Source organism: Coleofasciculus sp. E1-EBD-02, from assembly GCF_040218245.1.
GTDB lineage: Bacteria > Cyanobacteriota > Cyanobacteriia > Cyanobacteriales > Coleofasciculaceae > Coleofasciculus.
Genome location: NZ_JAVJQN010000235.1, coordinates 40,544 through 56,261, shown reverse-complemented (window position 1 = coordinate 56,261; position 15,718 = coordinate 40,544). Strand labels below are relative to the sequence as shown.

Below are 15,718 nucleotides of genomic sequence, written 5' to 3'. Positions count from 1 at the left end.
ACTCTTCTTTTTCAGTTACAGCACTATACCCAACTGTTTGATAACCCGAATCAATGCCTAAAGTTACAGGTTGAGTATAACCTCGACATCCATAAAGAAGTTGAATTGTAAAAGGTCTACGAGCATAAATTTTGGCTCTGCCACTTTCTAACAACTTTCTCGCTTTACGAGGTGTTGTCGGCATCAAAGGTCTACCATGTTTGTTGACTACGAGTACTTTTTGCATTGGTTTGAACTAGATCAAGTTCGTCTCTTGCGAGTGGTTCACTTCGCCAAAGTTATCTCAGGTTTTGTACGTTCTACACACTTCTGTTACCCATCACAGATGTTTAATGTAAAACCGCAGTGTCACAGAACTGGTGAAGCATTCTGAAGTGCCTATATATTCTGAGATAACGTAGCTATTTCTAGCTGAGGCTAATCAACAAGGGCGCTTTTCACACGCCCCGCTTCTATCCGTTAAGGATGAAGCGTGGGTTGTTGACCGTCTTATTCAAGGCATCAGAAGCCCACGCTTCGGCTTCGCTCAGCGTTGGGTACGTCACAACGACGCGCCATGGCGCGTCTATAGACTCTTGTAGGTTACTGTTTTCTTGAGCTAAGCTGCGACAAAAGGGCAAGTGAAGAGGTTACAGTCAATGGCAAATGAAGAACATGCGGCTTTGCTCAAACAAGGCGTAGAAACCTGGAATCAGTGGCGGGAAGAGAATCCACAACTCGTACCCGATTTGAGTCAGTCACAGCTAAGTAGAGCGAATCTCAATGAAGCAAACTTGAGTGGGGTGAACCTTCAGAATGCTGACTTGAGGATGGCAAATCTCAGTGATGCAAATCTCCAGGGTGCAGATCTCAGGAGCGCCGATCTCCGGGGGGCTAACCTGAGAGGGGTTAACCTAAATCTAGCTAACCTGACGGGCACGGATTTAAACGGAGCTTATTTAACCTTAGTCAACTTTATTGATGCTAATCTTACGGCGGTTAACCTGAGTGAAGCGAATCTGAGAATTGCTAACCTCAGTGGGGCAAATTTAAGTGAAGCGAATCTGCGGATGGCTAACCTCAGTGGTGCTAATTTGAGTGAAGCGAATCTGCAAGTGGCAAATTTAAGTGAAGCGAATCTGCGGATGGCAAATCTCAGTGAAGCCAATTTAGAAAAAACCCAAGTCTTATCGGCAAACTTTAACAAAGCTATCTTAACGGGAACCTGTTTGCAGGACTGGCAAATCAACAGCGCCACCAACTTGGACGAAGTAATTTGTGATTATATTTACTTGCAAACGGGTCAACGACAACGCCATCCCAATCAGGGAAGTTTTGCTCCGGGAGAGTTTACTCAGTTATGGCGTCAGCATCTTAACACTGTTCAAGCCAAAGTTAGTCCAGAGGTTGCTCCAGTTCAAGCTTCTCCAATCCTAAACCCGAATGTATCCGCTAGTACACCCGAGGTAAAAGTTGAAATCCAACAGCCCCACCAACCGCCTGTCAATTACACCGCAACGACTGGCGCACCGCCGATTAAAGTAGACATTCAACCGCCCGTTTATGATACCGTAACGCCTAGCGTTTCCCAGGGAACAGATCCAAGTCCCCCGTCTCCTTCCCAAAGTGACAGCCCGACTATCCCACCGAATCTACAACAGGCGGTATCCGAAGTTCACCGAATTCTAGAACAACTGGATCAGAATCTTTCCCAACCTAAATGGTCAGAAGTCGCCGCAGAAATTCAGCAACTTTTGCAGGAATTGAGCCAAACTTGTCCGACAAGTACACCATTAGAAAAAGTAATTGCTGTCGCCGCCGCGATTAAACAGATTGAGAGTAATCGTTCTCTAAAATCCAGGATGATAGAAGCGGTACAAAGCGCCGGAATTACCAGACTGCAAGAGTACATTGAGCATCCTCTGAGCAAGATTTTACTGCCTGCGATTGAAGACTGGAATTGAAGAACTAAAACTAAGCTAAGTAGGTGGGGACAATTAAAGTTAACGGCGGAGATCGTCATTCGTCATTCGTCATTCGTCATTCGTAAGGGTTTGAGTAACATTCACATAAATTAACATAGTTTGGTTTATTTCCACCGACCTACTTAACTAAGCCATTCCCGCCGCCTCCTTTGCTGATTCCTTCGCCATCTCCATGAAAATCTTTTGAGCGCATTGCTCTTTCGCATCCTCCGGTTGACGTTGGATATAACGTCCATCCGGTTGTAATTCCCAAGCTTGGCGATTATCTGCCATCATAATGGCTAGGATTTCTTGCAAATCTTTGATAATCTCTGGATCTTCTATCGGTGTAATCGCCTCAACTCGTCGATCTAAGTTGCGACGCATCCAATCAGCGCTGCCAATATAAACTTCTTCATCACCCTGATTATAGAAGTAATAAATCCGCGAATGTTCTAAAAAGCGACCGACAATACTAACTACGCGAATATTATCGCTAACGCCTACGACACCAGGACGCAAACAGCAAATTCCCCTGACAATTAAATCAATTTGTACGCCAGCTTGGGAGGCTTCATAGAGGGTAGCGATAATCTTAGGATCGACTAAAGAATTCATTTTGGCAACAATGCGCCCTGTGTTTCCCTGGCGACAATGCTCGATTTCCCGCTGAATCATCGTCGTCATGCGATCGCGTAAATTCACGGGAGCGACTAATAACTTGCGATAGGAGCGCTGGCGAGAGTATCCCGTCAGGAAGTTAAATAAATCGGTTAAATCTGCCCCTAAATCCTCACGACAGCTTAGGAGTCCTAAATCCGTGTAAATTCGGGCTGTTTTCGGGTTATAGTTTCCCGTGCCAATATGAACATAGCGGCGAATCCTCTTCTCGTCTTGACGCACCACCAGTACGATTTTGGTATGGGTTTTTAACTTAATAATCCCATACACCACATGAACCCCAGCTTGTTCTAGCTTACGCGCCCAGAGGATATTATTCTCTTCATCAAAACGGGCTTTTAATTCCACCAAAACTGCCACCTGCTTGCCATTTTCAGCCGCTTTAATCAAAGCATTGACAATTGGGGAATCGCCAGAGGTGCGATAGAGTGTCATTTTAATCGCCAGTACGTTTGGGTCATCCGCCGCCTGGGTAATAAATCGCTGTACTGTACCGCTAAAGGAATGGTAGGGATGGTGGACAAATAAATCCCGTTGGCGAATAATACTAAAGAAGTCCTCTCCATCGTCTTCCCCAGAGAGCGATCGCAACTCGACGGGCATGACGGGTGTCCAGTGTGTGTCTTTGAGTTCCGGTAGGGGTAATCCCATAAACGACATCAGATCCCCTAGTCCCAATAAGCCGTCTATTTCGTAGACATCACTGTCCTGGAGTCCCATCTCCCGCATCAGCGTTTCCCGTAAGGTTTCGGGTACAGTCGCATGAATTTCCATGCGGACGGCGGAACCCCCTAGGCGTCGCTTCCGCAATCCCTCTTCAATGGCTAAAAGTAGGTCATCTGCTTCATCTTCCTCGACGGCTAAGTCGGCATTGCGAGTAATCCGAAACGGATGATATTCTTGGATATTCATCCCTGGAAACAGAAACTCTAAATTATGGGCAATTACCTGTTCTAGGGGAACGCCCATCCAGAGGGCAGGTTTTCCCTTTTGCCGTTCTCGCAACGGTTCGGGAAGGGCGACAAATCGAGGCAAGACTTTAGGAACTTTCACCCGGGCAAAAAATTCCTCGCCCTGATCAGGATCTTTGACCACCACCGCTAGATTCAGACTCAGGTTGGAAATATAGGGGAACGGGTGGCTAGGATCAACCGCTAGCGGCGTCAGAACCGGAAAAATTTGCTCCTCAAAGTAGTTTTGCAAATAAGTCCGCTGTTCGGAGTTCAAATCCATGTACTCCAGCAGGTAAATCCCCTGTTTTGCCAATAATGGTCGCAGGATTTGTTCAAAATGTTCATGTTGTTCCTTGACCATGGGGAGTAACCGCTGGTTAATCCCATCCAATTGAGCGCTAGGTGTGCGACCATCGGCAGTTAGGGATGTCACCCCCGCCTCCACCTGCTGCTTCAAACCCGCCACCCGAACCATAAAAAATTCATCCAGGTTTGAACTAAAGATTGCCAGAAACTTCAAGCGTTCCAGCAGTGGGGTTCGGGAATCGAGGGCTTCATGCAAGACGCGATCGTTAAATTCCAACCAACTGAGTTCCCGGTTGAAGTAGTATTTAGGGTCTCTCAGACTAACCTCGGTCGTTGTCTTCGATTTCTTAGCCATGATTATTAGGGAAACGGCGCACCATCCGTTCGCCTTTTCTGGCGCGGGTAGGATGTCAGTATAAATACTATCAGCTTATCGGCTCTAAGCCTCACGGACGTTCGGCGAACTCAGACTTCGGCGAGCCGTCGAGCCGTCGAACCGTCGAATCTCTGATTGACCGACCAGATGAATCGCCAGGACGTAGTGTGAGCATCTTGCTCGCTACATTGAGCATCTTGCTCGCTACTAATACCCAATTTAAAGGCATGACAGCTTATCAATCTCACAAATTACCATAATATTCGATGAATAGTTGTCAGTTCTGTAGTGGATAAGTTGGAGTCCAGCCTGTTCTATTTCTCGCACCAGTTCAGGGATTTCAAACTTATGCTGTCTCCAAATCCTAATCTCTTCACCTTCAGTAATTTCAATACATTTATCCTCTCCCATTAACCTAAAATTTATCCGATAGTTCTGACGAAATTTAATCGCCGCCACAATACTATCAGTTTTAGGGTTATACTTTCGCACCAGTTCACAATCTTCAGCTTGAATCCCCAGCGCATTTTTCACCCAAGCATAAACTTGATCCACATGATACTTTAATCCCCCTCTCACCGTTCCATCCCATTGGCAGTTAGAACCAATTTCGTTAGTGAAGACGAGGATATCATGTTTGCCCATGCTATCTCTAAAATTTTGCAGGACGGCGGTTCTATTGTGATGATTACCCATGGTTACACCTAAATGTAAAATGATTTGGGCGGTGTCATCAGTTTTTAGGTTAACCTGATGGTTTAATAAGGTTTGGGATAATGAATTATTTTCTATATCAATCCTATCGCTGATAAATTCGATATGAGGAAACCATTTTTTGATATTTTGCTGGGATAGTTTGAGTAAGTCATCGCTAATGTCTAAGGCAATATATCGAGTGTTTTTGCTGAAGCGATGCAGCCGACGGATAAATTGTTTGACGGGATAGGAATTGCCCGCGCCGACATCGATGAGATTAATGGTGTTGACGGCTGTGATTTTGCGGGTGATGATTTCAAAATTATCGTTTAACAGGGCAATTTCCCGATTAACGGGGCGATACCAGCGCGGACGTAGATAGTTGAGATAAAATTTATCCCAGATGGTTGCACCTTGACCTTTGTAGGAATATTTGAGGCTAATTTCGCGTCGGGTGGTTAAGGTTTGGATGATGTCTAAAATTTCGGCATCTGAGAAAATCGAGTAAAATTCGGCACCAGGCTGGGTGGTGTAAAGGATAGGATTTTGCTGAGATTTAGACATTGATGTTTACCTGGTTCATAGTAAGCACTTTAGTGCATCAACGTTACATCTTGCACCATTCATCGTAGGGGCGCACTGACGTGCATTGGTGTCAACTTAAGCTAAAAAAGAAAGCAATACCTTGATTTGACCCCACCCTAAGCCTCCCCTTATCAAGGGGAGGGAACCGGGAGGAAACCGGGAGGAAATATTTCCCCCCTCTTGTAGGCAGGGGGGCTGGGCTCACAAGGGTAGGTTTTTTGGGAGCATCCCATTTTGGAAAAGAGAGAAACATTATTCGCGATTGTTACTCGCGAATAATAACTTGATTTAAATATTTTCTTGCTCAGAGTCAAAAGAAATATCTAGATTGATTTTCAACTCTCATCAGCAGCACACAACCGTTGACAAGATTTAATCTATCGCCACAAAACAGGGGAACTGACGCCAGAAGAAAAGCAAGAATTAGACCATTTTTTCACCCTAGAGCATATAATAACCTTAGCTAAAGCACGCGCCGTATGTTTTGACTATAAGCGATCGCCATAGCTAGTAAACCTGATGAGAAGTTGTACATTTTTATTCTAACTTGTAACTAGACCAGCGCGAAGCGCTATAATAGCGAAGACCGCATTTTAGAACGGCAAAATTTGATTGGAGTTAGTCGATATCCTTCGACAGAAGCGCAACAACGGATGACGAAGTCCTAACATCCGCCTGAAGCCCGGAGTTCAAACTCCGGGCTAAGAACTCAAGTCCACTAAAGTGGACTAAAAGCTATATTCAGTCAGCTTTAGCTGACTTGAGCTTTAGGTTCCTTGGGTTTAAACCCAAGGAACCTAGAAATCAAGCCTTTTAAGGCACTAAAGTGCCTACTACAAACAATTACTGCACTACATCCCGCATATAACGCCCCCACAACTGTGCAGCTTGGGCGCTGCTTCCCCGCGTGGGTGAGTTGTCATCATTGCCTAACCAAATCCCAGTAACTAACTGACGACTGGGTATAAAGCCAATAAACCATAAATCCACATACCGATCCGTAGTTCCGGTTTTCCCGGCTTCTCCAAATCCGATCGCGGCTGAACCACCTGTGCCATTGCTCACAACCCCCCGCAACATTGTGGTCATCGTCTGGCCAACCGCCGGGGCTACAGCTTGAACCCCCCCTTCCCCATTTTCCTCAAACTCGTAGATCACCCGACAGGTTTTCGGATCATTCTCATCAACACAATCTCCACTATCGAGAATCCGTTGAATTCCATGGGGACGATTCCACACCCCATTATTCGCGATCGCACTATACGACCCCGTTATCTCTAACACATTCACTTCATTTTGTCCAATTGCCAAGCGGGGAACCGGATCAAGCTTCGAGCGAATCCCTAATCGTCGCGCTGTTTCAATCACATTCCCTAATCCGACATCCATTGCCACCCGCACCGCAATCACGTTTTCTGATTGCGCTAAACCCGTGTACATATTCACCGAACCCCCGGAACGTTCACACCCACGTAAACCATAAGCTGGGGCGCAGGAATAGGTTTTTCCCGGTGGAATTCCTTGGTCTAAGGCGGCGGCGTATTCAAACAGTTTAAACGTTGAACCGGGTTGTCGTTGGGCTTGAGTTGCCCGATTAAACTGACTTTCTTGGTAATCGACACCTCCCACCATCGCCCGAATCGAGCTATCTGTGGTATTTAGGGTGACTATCGCCCCTTGAGAAAAGCGTAATTGGCTTCCCGTGGTATTGACAAAATTACGCAGTTCTGATTTCGCTTTCGCCTGAGTCTGCAAATCGAGACTGGTTTCGACAATAAAGTTTCCTTCTTGCGCCAACTCCGCACCCAGCAGATCCCGCAGTTCCTCAAACACGTAATTATAGAAATAGGGAGCTTTGGTGCTATTCAGGAATTCCCGGGCTTTCGGACTCACCTCAATTCGCGATCGCCTTGCTCGTTTAGCTTCCTCATCACTAATCATCCCCATTGCCCGCATCCGGTTAATCACCCGATTTCGCAACGCCAAGGCGGTATCATAATCCTGCACTGGATTGTAACTATTCGGTGCAGGCAAAATTGCCACCAGCGTGGCGGCTTCGGAAAGGGTTAACTCTTGTGCCGATTTATCAAAATAAAATTGGGCAGCATCTTCAAACCCATAAGCTTCTACCCCTAGATAGATGCGGTTTAAATATGTCCTTAAAATCTCATCTTTACTGTAAAATGTCTCCAGTTTCAGTGCCACAATTGCTTCCCGGAGTTTCCGAGCAGCACTATTATCTCGCCCGACATATTCGGTAAACAAACTGCGAGCCACCTGTTGACTAATCGTACTTGCCCCTTCTTTAATTCCACCCCCACGAATATTCCGGACTAATGCCCGCAAAATTCCATAGGGATCGACACCAAAATGCCAATAATAACGGCTATCTTCCGAAGCAACTAAGGCTTTGGGTAGATAAGGGGAAAAGTCCGATAACCGTTTCAGTTCTCGGTGAACCTCAGTACGCGGTTGACGCAAAGGAACCTGGTCACGAGAATAGACGACAACGGGTCCCTGAACCCCAACGGGTAGGGGGCGCACCGGGACTTTCAACCATTCAATGCCAATAATTAAAGCAATTAACGCCGTTAATCCACCCACCCCATAGAGACTGTAACGAATAGCGAGAATATACCAAGGCGGCGGATCAACATATTGCAGCTTCACCGAGGCGGCTAATTCTGGTGGACCGATGGTGAGAATATCCCCATGACGCAAAGCTAAGGATGGCAGGCGGCGTTTACCTCGATAAATACCATTGGTGGAATTTTCATCTTTAATAATAAAGGTTCTGCCCGATCGCCCATAGCGTTCCAAGGACAAATGAACCTGACTCACCACTGGGTTTCGCACCACAATATCGCAGGATTTAGAACTGCGTCCCAGCAAATAGCGATCGCCTAATAGGGGGTAGACTTCCGCCTTATCCGCACCCGCATCTTGCACCCACAGTTCTGGAACTTTGGCATTCGGCTTCAGCGCCAGCGCTTCAAAGTTAACTCTAGCTTGAATCGTCTGAACTGCCTGAGTCAACTGACCCAGAATAGTTTTCGGCGGTTGGGGAGGTTTGGGAGAATTCATATCCTAGTGGATGGTATTAAATCAGGTATCTTTTTCCTGGTGCGAGCGTTCATGGTTCATTGTTCATGGTTCATCGCGTTGTTCGGGAGAGTTAAACCTATCCGTTGCCTGAGAACTTCTACATTACAATTTAGCGTGTCTGAGGAAGGATGGAGTGGGGGAGCAGGGGGAGCAGGGGAAGCAGGGGAAGCTGGGGAAGCAGGGGAAGCTGGGGAAGCTGGGGAAGCTGGGGAAGCAGGGGAAGCAGGGGAAGCTGGGGGAGCAGGGGAAGCTGGGGGAGCAGGGGAAGCTGGGGGAGCAGGGGGAGCAGGGGAAGCAGGGGGAGCAGGGGAAGCTGGGGAAGCTGGGGAAGCTGGGGTTGTAGGGGCGGGTTTTACCACTAACGTTTCGTGTTCACCCGGATATAACTAAACCCGCCCTGACCTAACCGTTCAATTATCACAAATGACGAATGACGAATGACGAATGACGAATGACGAATGACCAATCCTAACGCGGTCGCTGGATGAGCTTTTCCAGAATTCGCCGCTTGGCTTTGGGGTCAATGCCAATTAACCGCACATATTCGTTATTATGCTCCGCAAGGCGTTCGGCTAACGTCAAAATCACCTCTGATGCTTCGTTTCCTTGAAATGTGCCGCCGCTTTTCCAGGCATTGGTGCGAAAACGCCGCTCATTGGCATACTCTAAACTGAGACGATAGCCTTGGGCTAAGAGTTCGCGGATCTGCTGCTGGATATCTAAATCTATGGACGCGATCAGTTCTAACGGCTGATGTGTCTTAAGGTTAACTCTATTCTCAGTAGTGGCTTGATTGGCTGATCCTTGATTAAGGGTATGGGGTTCTTTGGCTAAACCGTTTCCCTGTCTCCGTGTCTGGGGAGTATATTGACCTGTGATTTGTTGTGCTGGCGGTAACTCAATCGCAGGACTTTCGCGCAGTGCCTTATTATATTCTCGAACTAATCCTGTCTGTTCAACTTGTCTTTGTTCGCCAATCATCACCTGACCGAATTCGATTAAGTGAGATAGTTCAAAATTCGGCTTTTCAAATTCCGGCGGTGCTTCGGTACTGCGAACGACGCGAAAGGAAACTTGATCAAGTCCGACATCATGGATAAAGTGGAGAATCTGTTGATCATAAATCCGCGATCGCAAGGCGCTGAAAAAGTCAATGGCTTGATTGGGGAACTGATCCACCAGTTGTTCTATCTCTCGTCGTGGTAGTCCATCAGCCGCGAAAATCCCGCCAACAATGCCAATGCGTTCCTCTCGACTGGGTTCCCAGTAATATTTTTCCATACGACCTTCTCGAATTAACGGCGCATAGAGGGTGGAGAAGTCGTTTCCGGTGACAATAATCGGGACGCGATGCAGGGGATTGGCGTCATAACTCCCAGGGAGTTGCACATCGGTGGGATGATCGGCAATATTCATTAATGTGGCGCTGACGAGTTGAGTATTGACCGTGTATTGAGTCGTGCTGTCAAAACGTCCAACCCCTGCATCCAAGTCATTAATCATTAAAGCGCACATTTTCCCCTGCACCTTAATCATTTCGGCGGCTTCTCGATAACGCAGACGAATCAGACGCGCCGGATCACCTGCATCCGGACTTTCCAGTTCACCCCCAGAGATATGGATGATACCAATCCCCATTTGTTCAAAGACTAACTCGCATTGGAAGGATTTGCCTTCTCCTTTGCGTCCATGAATGCCCAGAATCAGAGGAACCCGTACCCCTTCTAACTCTAGATAGTTTTTGGTAATGTGAACCGCCAGTTTATCCCGGAAGCTGGGCGCGATGTAGTAGGTCATAAATTGAGAGGTCATTGTGCTCGGTAGTCTTTGATATTACCGAATTTTGAGGGTGAGGGGTGATCAAAGGCGGGTAAGTAGGAGGCTTCCCCCTCCCCCACACCATCAGCCAGATGCCCAGAATTATGAAGTAATATTAAGAAGAGATGTTAATCCTATCGATATTGTGAAGTCTAATCTCGCATTCCCCTTCAGCAAAACTCTCAAAGGCAGTCAATGGCAAACCATCCTAGCCGATAGCCTCACCGTATTCTGGGGCGAGTGGCTAAAGCTGCGGGTGAGAATCCTGCAAGTCGCGGCGGCTGGACTCATCTCCCCAGTGATTTACATTATCGCATTTGGGTTGGGATTAGGTAGCGCCCTCAATTCAGCCATGGAAACGGCGGCGGGTGACAGCTATTTGGAATTTATCCTACCGGGGATGATTGCCCTATCCTCGATGACGATTAGCTTCAGTGGAACCACCTTTTCGATATGCGGTGAACGGCTTTACACCAAGACATTTGCTGAAACACTACTGATGCCCGTACACCCGTTAGCGCTGTATTTGGGTAAAATTCTAGCCGGAATCGTGCGTGGGTTGATGACATCCGGTTCGGTGATTGTGGTAGCGGTTCTGTTTACAGGTAAAGTTTTCAGCTTTATCAATCCCTTATTTTTGCTAGTGTTACTGCTGAATTGCGCCGTATTTTCTGGTTTAGGGGTAATTGTGGGATTGAATGTCAAGTCCTTAGAATCCGTGGGACTGTACAACAATTTTTTGATTGTACCAATGTCGTTTTTGGGCGCAACGTTCTTTGATCCGAGAACATTACCCTTGGCATTAAAAGTTATCGTCTACTTGTTACCCCTCAGCTATGCCAGTACCGGATTGCGGGCGGCTGCTTATTTACCCCTATCCCAGTTTCCCTGGTATTCTATCCCAGTTTTATTAGCCTTCGCGATCGCACTATCCTTTATTGGGGCTTATAAATTCGCCCACCAGCAGGATTAGATCTGAATTGTAATTCCCTGTTCCCTGTTCCCTGTTGCCTGTTCCCTAAAAAATGACAAATGACTTCATCACGTTAGAACTGCGCTGGTTCAATCGCGGGATCTTACCTAAACAGGTGAATGATTGGTTCACCACAGATTGTCCAGGCGAGATATTAGGATCACCAGAAACCCGGGAGGATACTTATCTTTATATCCCCGATTGTCCCTATCTGAATATCAAATTTCGGCAAGGCAGTTTAGAGATTAAGTGGCGTAAAGCAGAATGGGGTATTCGCCACTTTAGTCACCACTGGGAAGGCAGAATTGAACAATGGATCAAGTGGAGTTGTCAAGACTCAACGTCTGAGAGTCTCATGCCCAAAGGCGGCTTGACACAAGGATCATGGGTGTCGGTGAACAAAGCGCGATCGCAACGTTTTTACCAAGAGATTACCTATGAATTAACCCAGCTTACCGTTAATAAAGAGAATTGGTGGACAATTGCGTTTGAGGCACTTGTTGAAGTTGACACTATGAATTTGCAGGAATTTGAGCAGGGTGTTAGCGAAATAGGTTCGACGTATCAGGGATTACCATTGCAAAATCACCAGTCTTGTGCATATCCTAGTTGGCTTAATCTGATCGTTTAGAGGTTTAGTATAAATATGCATTTGTACGGTAGCACCGACGTGCATTAGTATCAACTTAAGCGATAACCCTCACTCATTGCTAATTGACCCAAACGCTTCAGTACACTCAAAACACTATACAGTTCATTTCCTGGATTGAAAATATCAAACAGTTTAGATACAGCGTATCGAGTTGTTTCTCCTTTGACTAATTTTATAAATCTGAAGCTACTCCCATTCGTAATTAGTCCGTAGGCAGGTTTTTCCCGATCGGGATTTGATAGCATATAAGCGAGAAGTTGTGGTTTGCCAACGTCTAACGAAAATGCGGCTTTTTTTGATTCAATGACGACTAGCCAAACTTGTTCTAATAAAGCCAATACATCAATCTCTCCTCTGACAATAACTCCCTCATCTTCTGCGGCTATTGCCACAGACTTCTCGGATTTGATGTGGAAGGGGTGGAGGTAGAAGTCCGCTAAGTCTAGCAAGGGAGAAAGAACAACCATTTTTACGGTGTTTTCCAACAGAGGTGGGTATTTCGTTAAATTCTGATAACTGAGTTTTACTCTGTCCAACCTTTCTTTCTCGGCGTCAGTAATTTCCGGTAAGTTGTCCTGCCATTCTCGGAAGAATTGGTCATCTTCAACCAACTGGATGCAAAATTTTGTTTCTAATTCATGGAGAGTAATCTCTCTAGCTGCAAGAGTTTGAGTCATAATAATAGATAAGAATTATTTCCTATGAATGAGTGATAGCACAAAGGACAAAGGACAAATGACAAATGACAAATGACAAATGACAAATGACAAATAACTCACTTATTAACATCATTGATCCGCGATGTGACAAATCGATCCATCCAATATTCCAAATACGCCCGATTTTCCGCCTGTTGTTCCGGTTCCGTCGTATCCAAGGGATGAGGCGCTAATCCCAAAATTGCCGCCGTGGTTACACAAAACATCGACTTCTGAAACGTTTGGCAAATCTGCACTCGCAAATCATCCTCTCCCCGACGCGATCGCTGATAGACTTGATGCAGATAGTCAGGTAAATAATGACGCATATCCTGCATCAATAATGTTGGCGGAATTCCCGATCCTCCAATTGGTAACGGATCAGCATATAATGCCCCATAAGTAAACTTACCTTGTTCTGGCGGAATCTGATTGGCTTGGGCGTTATAGGAAACCGTCCCCAAAAACGGCGTTCCCCGAAAGAAAATCGCTTCCACATAGGGTACTGCTGTATCCATGAGAAAGGTTAACTCAGCAGATTTGGGAAGTATCTCATACTCGCGATCGCGAATTTTCACGCTATAGGTAATTGGCTTATTCGCCGCCGCCACTAATCCATTTAAAATATGTTCCACCACTTGCGGAATCGTCTTAATTTCCCCCTTGTCATAGCGACTAAATAACTCCATAAAAATATCACTCATCACCCGCCAAAATTGACCCAAGCCACTGTAATATGCCATCTGACGCGCTTGTTCGGTGAGAAAATTGGGAAATAACCCATTTAATCCTTGAACAAAAGGATTCCCCTTAAACTTTGCCTGAATCGCGGCTACACAGTGTTGTTTAAATTCTGGCGTATCTAGATAAGCATCTAATTTTCCACCCCCATGCCAAAACATGGATTTCATACAGTATTCGGCATATTCAAAATTAATCCGATTATGCCACCAATGCTGCAATAGTTTCTGGAGAGACACATCCCCGTTGAAGTATTTAAAGAAGGGAAAAAAGACTAAAAACTGATTCTCAGCAATATAAATTAGATTGCGGGAATAGGCATCTAGGACAATGCCATAACTATGTAAAATCCCCACAACCTCTAGCACATTCTCCGGTGAATCCACCAGCAACGCTTCACCTGAGTGAAGGCGTTTAATGTAAGGTTCTAGGGGATGATTTTTAGAGGTTTTTTGACTAATGACCATAGCAATTAGTTTTGAGTGTGTAGGGGCTGGTTTAGGAACTTTCTTTTCGCTATTGATAGTAACGTTTATGCAAAATCCGCCCTGACTTAGTATTAACGTCCCTTCTACCATCTACCATCTGCCATCTGCCTTATTTCCCTAAAGCCATTGTCGGTGAATTCGTCACCATCGTCGCCGTAGTGGTTTCACTCAACCGCACTAACCATCCCGGTTGAATGCCAAAAATCACAATCAACACCGCTAACACAATCGCCGGTATCCGTTCCCGCCAATAAACACGAGGTAAATGAATCACCTGCGCCGAGAGACGACCAAAAAAGGTGCGATCCAACAGAATTAAGAAATAAACCGCCGTTAAAACTGTCCCAATCATACACAGAAGTGTTTGCAAAGGAAACGCCGGAAAACTCCCCCGAAATACCAGAAATTCTGAGATAAATCCCACCATTCCCGGAATTCCCGCACTCGCCATTACCGCCAATACCATAAAGCTACCAATCAACGGTAATCCGCGTTCCCGATTCAATAATCCATTAAGAACCTCTAAATCCCGCGAACCCGTCTTCTTATACACCACCCCCACCAGGAAAAACAGTAACGCCGAGATTAATCCATGACTCACCATTTGCATCACCGCCGCCACCAGGGAAATTGATGTCGCCGCCGCCGCCGCCAGTAAAATATACCCCATGTGCGCCACTGAACTAAACGCCACCATCTTCTTCATATCCCGTTGCGCGATCGCATTAAACGCCCCATAAAGCACACTGACAACCGCCCATATCGCTAACCAAGGCGCGACTACTGTCCAAGCTTCTGGGAATAATCCTAAACCAAAGCGCAATAATCCATAGGTTCCTAATTTCAGCAACACCCCCGCCAACAGCATGGAAATCGGTGTGGATGCTTCAACGTGGGCATCAGGTAACCAGGTATGAAAGGGGACTAAAGGAATTTTAATCCCAAAGGCGATCAGAATTCCGCCTAATAACAGCAATTGACGACCCACGGGCAATAATGAGGCTAAGTTCTGCACATTGCTATAGGCAAAGGTATTTGCCCCACTCAAAAAGACCAAGCCTAAAAAGACAGCTAAAACCAGCGCCCCAGACACCGCTGTATATAAGAGAAACTTGGTTGCCGCATAGCCACGCCGTTTTCCGCCCCAGATGGCAATTAACAAATATAAAGGAATTAATTCCAGTTCATAAAACAGGAAAAACAGCAATAAGTCTTGCGCCAAAAATGCCCCTGCCACCCCAGCGTTTAATAACAGAATCAGCGTGTAATAAAATCGAGGGCGTTCTAACTCCTCATCAGTCGCGTAAACCGCCATCACGGTGAGTAAGCCATTTAATACCACTAAGGGGATTGACAACCCATCGATACCTAAACTGTAGGTTAACCCAATTGACTCAATCCAAGACAGTTTTTCTTGAAATTGAAGACTCATCTGACCGGGATTAAACTGCGCTAATAGTACCAATGACCAAATAAACAGACCACTGGTAACAATTAGGGTGACTTGACGCGCCCCTTTTCCCATCAGCGTCGTGGGCAAAAATCCGACGATTAGGGCTGTTAATAGCGGGACTAAAATTAAAGCACTTAGCATAATTTGTCATTTGTCATTTGTCATTTGTCATTTGTCATTTGTCATTTGTCATTTGTCATTTGTCATTTGTCATTTGTCATTTGTCATTTGTCATTTGTCATTTGTCATA

General features: G+C 45.9%; 12 protein-coding genes and 1 pseudogene. 5 read left to right on the top strand and 8 right to left on the bottom strand.

What is annotated here, in order from left to right:
* Nucleotides 1-226: RRXRR domain-containing protein (locus RIC07_RS34955; RefSeq protein WP_446398529.1), on the bottom strand; the 226-nt coding region annotated here is incomplete at its 3' end.
* Between the two features lie 412 nt (nucleotides 227-638).
* On the opposite strand from RIC07_RS34955, the gene RIC07_RS34950 reads away from it, so the two are divergent.
* Nucleotides 639-1,943, top strand: a complete 1,305-nt coding sequence (locus RIC07_RS34950) for a pentapeptide repeat-containing protein (RefSeq protein WP_446398528.1) — start codon at nucleotides 639-641, stop codon at nucleotides 1,941-1,943.
* Nucleotides 1,944-2,090: 147 nt separating this feature from the next.
* Here RIC07_RS34950 and ppk1 read toward each other — a convergent pair whose 3' ends face one another.
* A complete protein-coding gene (ppk1, locus tag RIC07_RS34945) occupies nucleotides 2,091-4,238 on the bottom strand; it encodes a polyphosphate kinase 1 (protein WP_446398527.1) in 2,148 nt (715 codons plus the stop codon).
* A 240-nt stretch (nucleotides 4,239-4,478) separates the two neighbouring features.
* Nucleotides 4,479-5,519: an L-histidine N(alpha)-methyltransferase gene (locus RIC07_RS34940; RefSeq protein WP_446398526.1), complete on the bottom strand. Its 1,041-nt coding sequence runs from the start codon at nucleotides 5,517-5,519 to the stop codon at nucleotides 4,479-4,481.
* A gap of 348 nt (nucleotides 5,520-5,867) precedes the next feature.
* Between RIC07_RS34940 and RIC07_RS34935 the strand changes: the two are divergent.
* Nucleotides 5,868-6,047, top strand: a pseudogene (locus tag RIC07_RS34935) (hypothetical protein); the annotation flags it as partial.
* 336 nt (nucleotides 6,048-6,383) lie between these two features.
* On the opposite strand, the gene RIC07_RS34930 reads toward RIC07_RS34935, so the two are convergent.
* Nucleotides 6,384-8,624 carry a transglycosylase domain-containing protein gene (locus RIC07_RS34930; RefSeq protein WP_446398525.1) on the bottom strand — a complete coding sequence of 747 codons (2,241 nt, stop codon included), beginning with the start codon at nucleotides 8,622-8,624 and terminating at the stop codon, nucleotides 6,384-6,386.
* 51 nt (nucleotides 8,625-8,675) lie between these two features.
* Here RIC07_RS34930 and RIC07_RS34925 point away from each other — a divergent pair, with 51 nt between their 5' ends.
* Complete coding sequence (locus RIC07_RS34925) at nucleotides 8,676-9,035, top strand: hypothetical protein (protein ID WP_446398524.1); 360 nt, start codon at nucleotides 8,676-8,678, stop codon at nucleotides 9,033-9,035.
* Nucleotides 9,036-9,113: 78 nt separating this feature from the next.
* On the opposite strand, the gene RIC07_RS34920 is transcribed toward RIC07_RS34925, so the two are convergent.
* Nucleotides 9,114-10,442 carry a ribulose bisphosphate carboxylase small subunit gene (locus tag RIC07_RS34920; protein WP_446398530.1) on the bottom strand — a complete coding sequence of 443 codons (1,329 nt, stop codon included), beginning with the start codon at nucleotides 10,440-10,442 and terminating at the stop codon, nucleotides 9,114-9,116.
* A 166-nt stretch (nucleotides 10,443-10,608) separates the two neighbouring features.
* Here RIC07_RS34920 and RIC07_RS34915 point away from each other — a divergent pair, with 166 nt between their 5' ends.
* Nucleotides 10,609-11,436, top strand: coding sequence for an ABC transporter permease (locus RIC07_RS34915; RefSeq protein WP_446398523.1), 828 nt, complete (start codon nucleotides 10,609-10,611; stop codon nucleotides 11,434-11,436).
* 52 nt (nucleotides 11,437-11,488) lie between these two features.
* Nucleotides 11,489-12,067, top strand: coding sequence for a hypothetical protein (locus RIC07_RS34910; RefSeq protein ID WP_446398522.1), 579 nt, complete (start codon nucleotides 11,489-11,491; stop codon nucleotides 12,065-12,067).
* Nucleotides 12,068-12,117: 50 nt separating this feature from the next.
* Here the strand turns inward: RIC07_RS34910 and RIC07_RS34905 are convergent, their stop codons facing one another.
* From RIC07_RS34905 to RIC07_RS34895, 3 genes are all read right to left on the bottom strand, one after another.
* On the bottom strand, nucleotides 12,118-12,765 hold the full coding sequence (locus RIC07_RS34905; RefSeq protein WP_446398521.1) for a type I restriction endonuclease: 648 nt from the start codon (nucleotides 12,763-12,765) through the stop codon (nucleotides 12,118-12,120).
* A gap of 98 nt (nucleotides 12,766-12,863) precedes the next feature.
* Nucleotides 12,864-13,994 (bottom strand): CO2 hydration protein, encoded by a 1,131-nt coding sequence (locus tag RIC07_RS34900; protein WP_446398520.1) that lies wholly within the window; start codon nucleotides 13,992-13,994, stop codon nucleotides 12,864-12,866.
* A 130-nt stretch (nucleotides 13,995-14,124) separates the two neighbouring features.
* The gene (locus tag RIC07_RS34895; protein ID WP_446398519.1) at nucleotides 14,125-15,609 is read right to left on the bottom strand and encodes an NADH-quinone oxidoreductase subunit M; all 1,485 of its coding nucleotides are present in this window, start codon (nucleotides 15,607-15,609) and stop codon (nucleotides 14,125-14,127) included.
* Between the last annotated feature and the right edge of the window lie 109 nt (nucleotides 15,610-15,718).

Coding starts and splice junctions, on each gene's coding strand:
- RIC07_RS34920 (WP_446398530.1), bottom strand. CDS start 10,442: ATGACCTACTACATCGCGCCCAGCTTCCGGGATAAACTGGCGGTTCAC.
- RIC07_RS34930 (WP_446398525.1), bottom strand. CDS start 8,624: ATGAATTCTCCCAAACCTCCCCAACCGCCGAAAACTATTCTGGGTCAG.
- ppk1 (WP_446398527.1), bottom strand. CDS start 4,238: ATGGCTAAGAAATCGAAGACAACGACCGAGGTTAGTCTGAGAGACCCT.
- RIC07_RS34950 (WP_446398528.1), top strand. CDS start 639: ATGGCAAATGAAGAACATGCGGCTTTGCTCAAACAAGGCGTAGAAACC.
- RIC07_RS34900 (WP_446398520.1), bottom strand. CDS start 13,994: ATGGTCATTAGTCAAAAAACCTCTAAAAATCATCCCCTAGAACCTTAC.
- RIC07_RS34895 (WP_446398519.1), bottom strand. CDS start 15,609: ATGCTAAGTGCTTTAATTTTAGTCCCGCTATTAACAGCCCTAATCGTC.
- RIC07_RS34910 (WP_446398522.1), top strand. CDS start 11,489: ATGACAAATGACTTCATCACGTTAGAACTGCGCTGGTTCAATCGCGGG.
- RIC07_RS34925 (WP_446398524.1), top strand. CDS start 8,676: ATGGTTCATTGTTCATGGTTCATCGCGTTGTTCGGGAGAGTTAAACCT.
- RIC07_RS34905 (WP_446398521.1), bottom strand. CDS start 12,765: ATGACTCAAACTCTTGCAGCTAGAGAGATTACTCTCCATGAATTAGAA.
- RIC07_RS34940 (WP_446398526.1), bottom strand. CDS start 5,519: ATGTCTAAATCTCAGCAAAATCCTATCCTTTACACCACCCAGCCTGGT.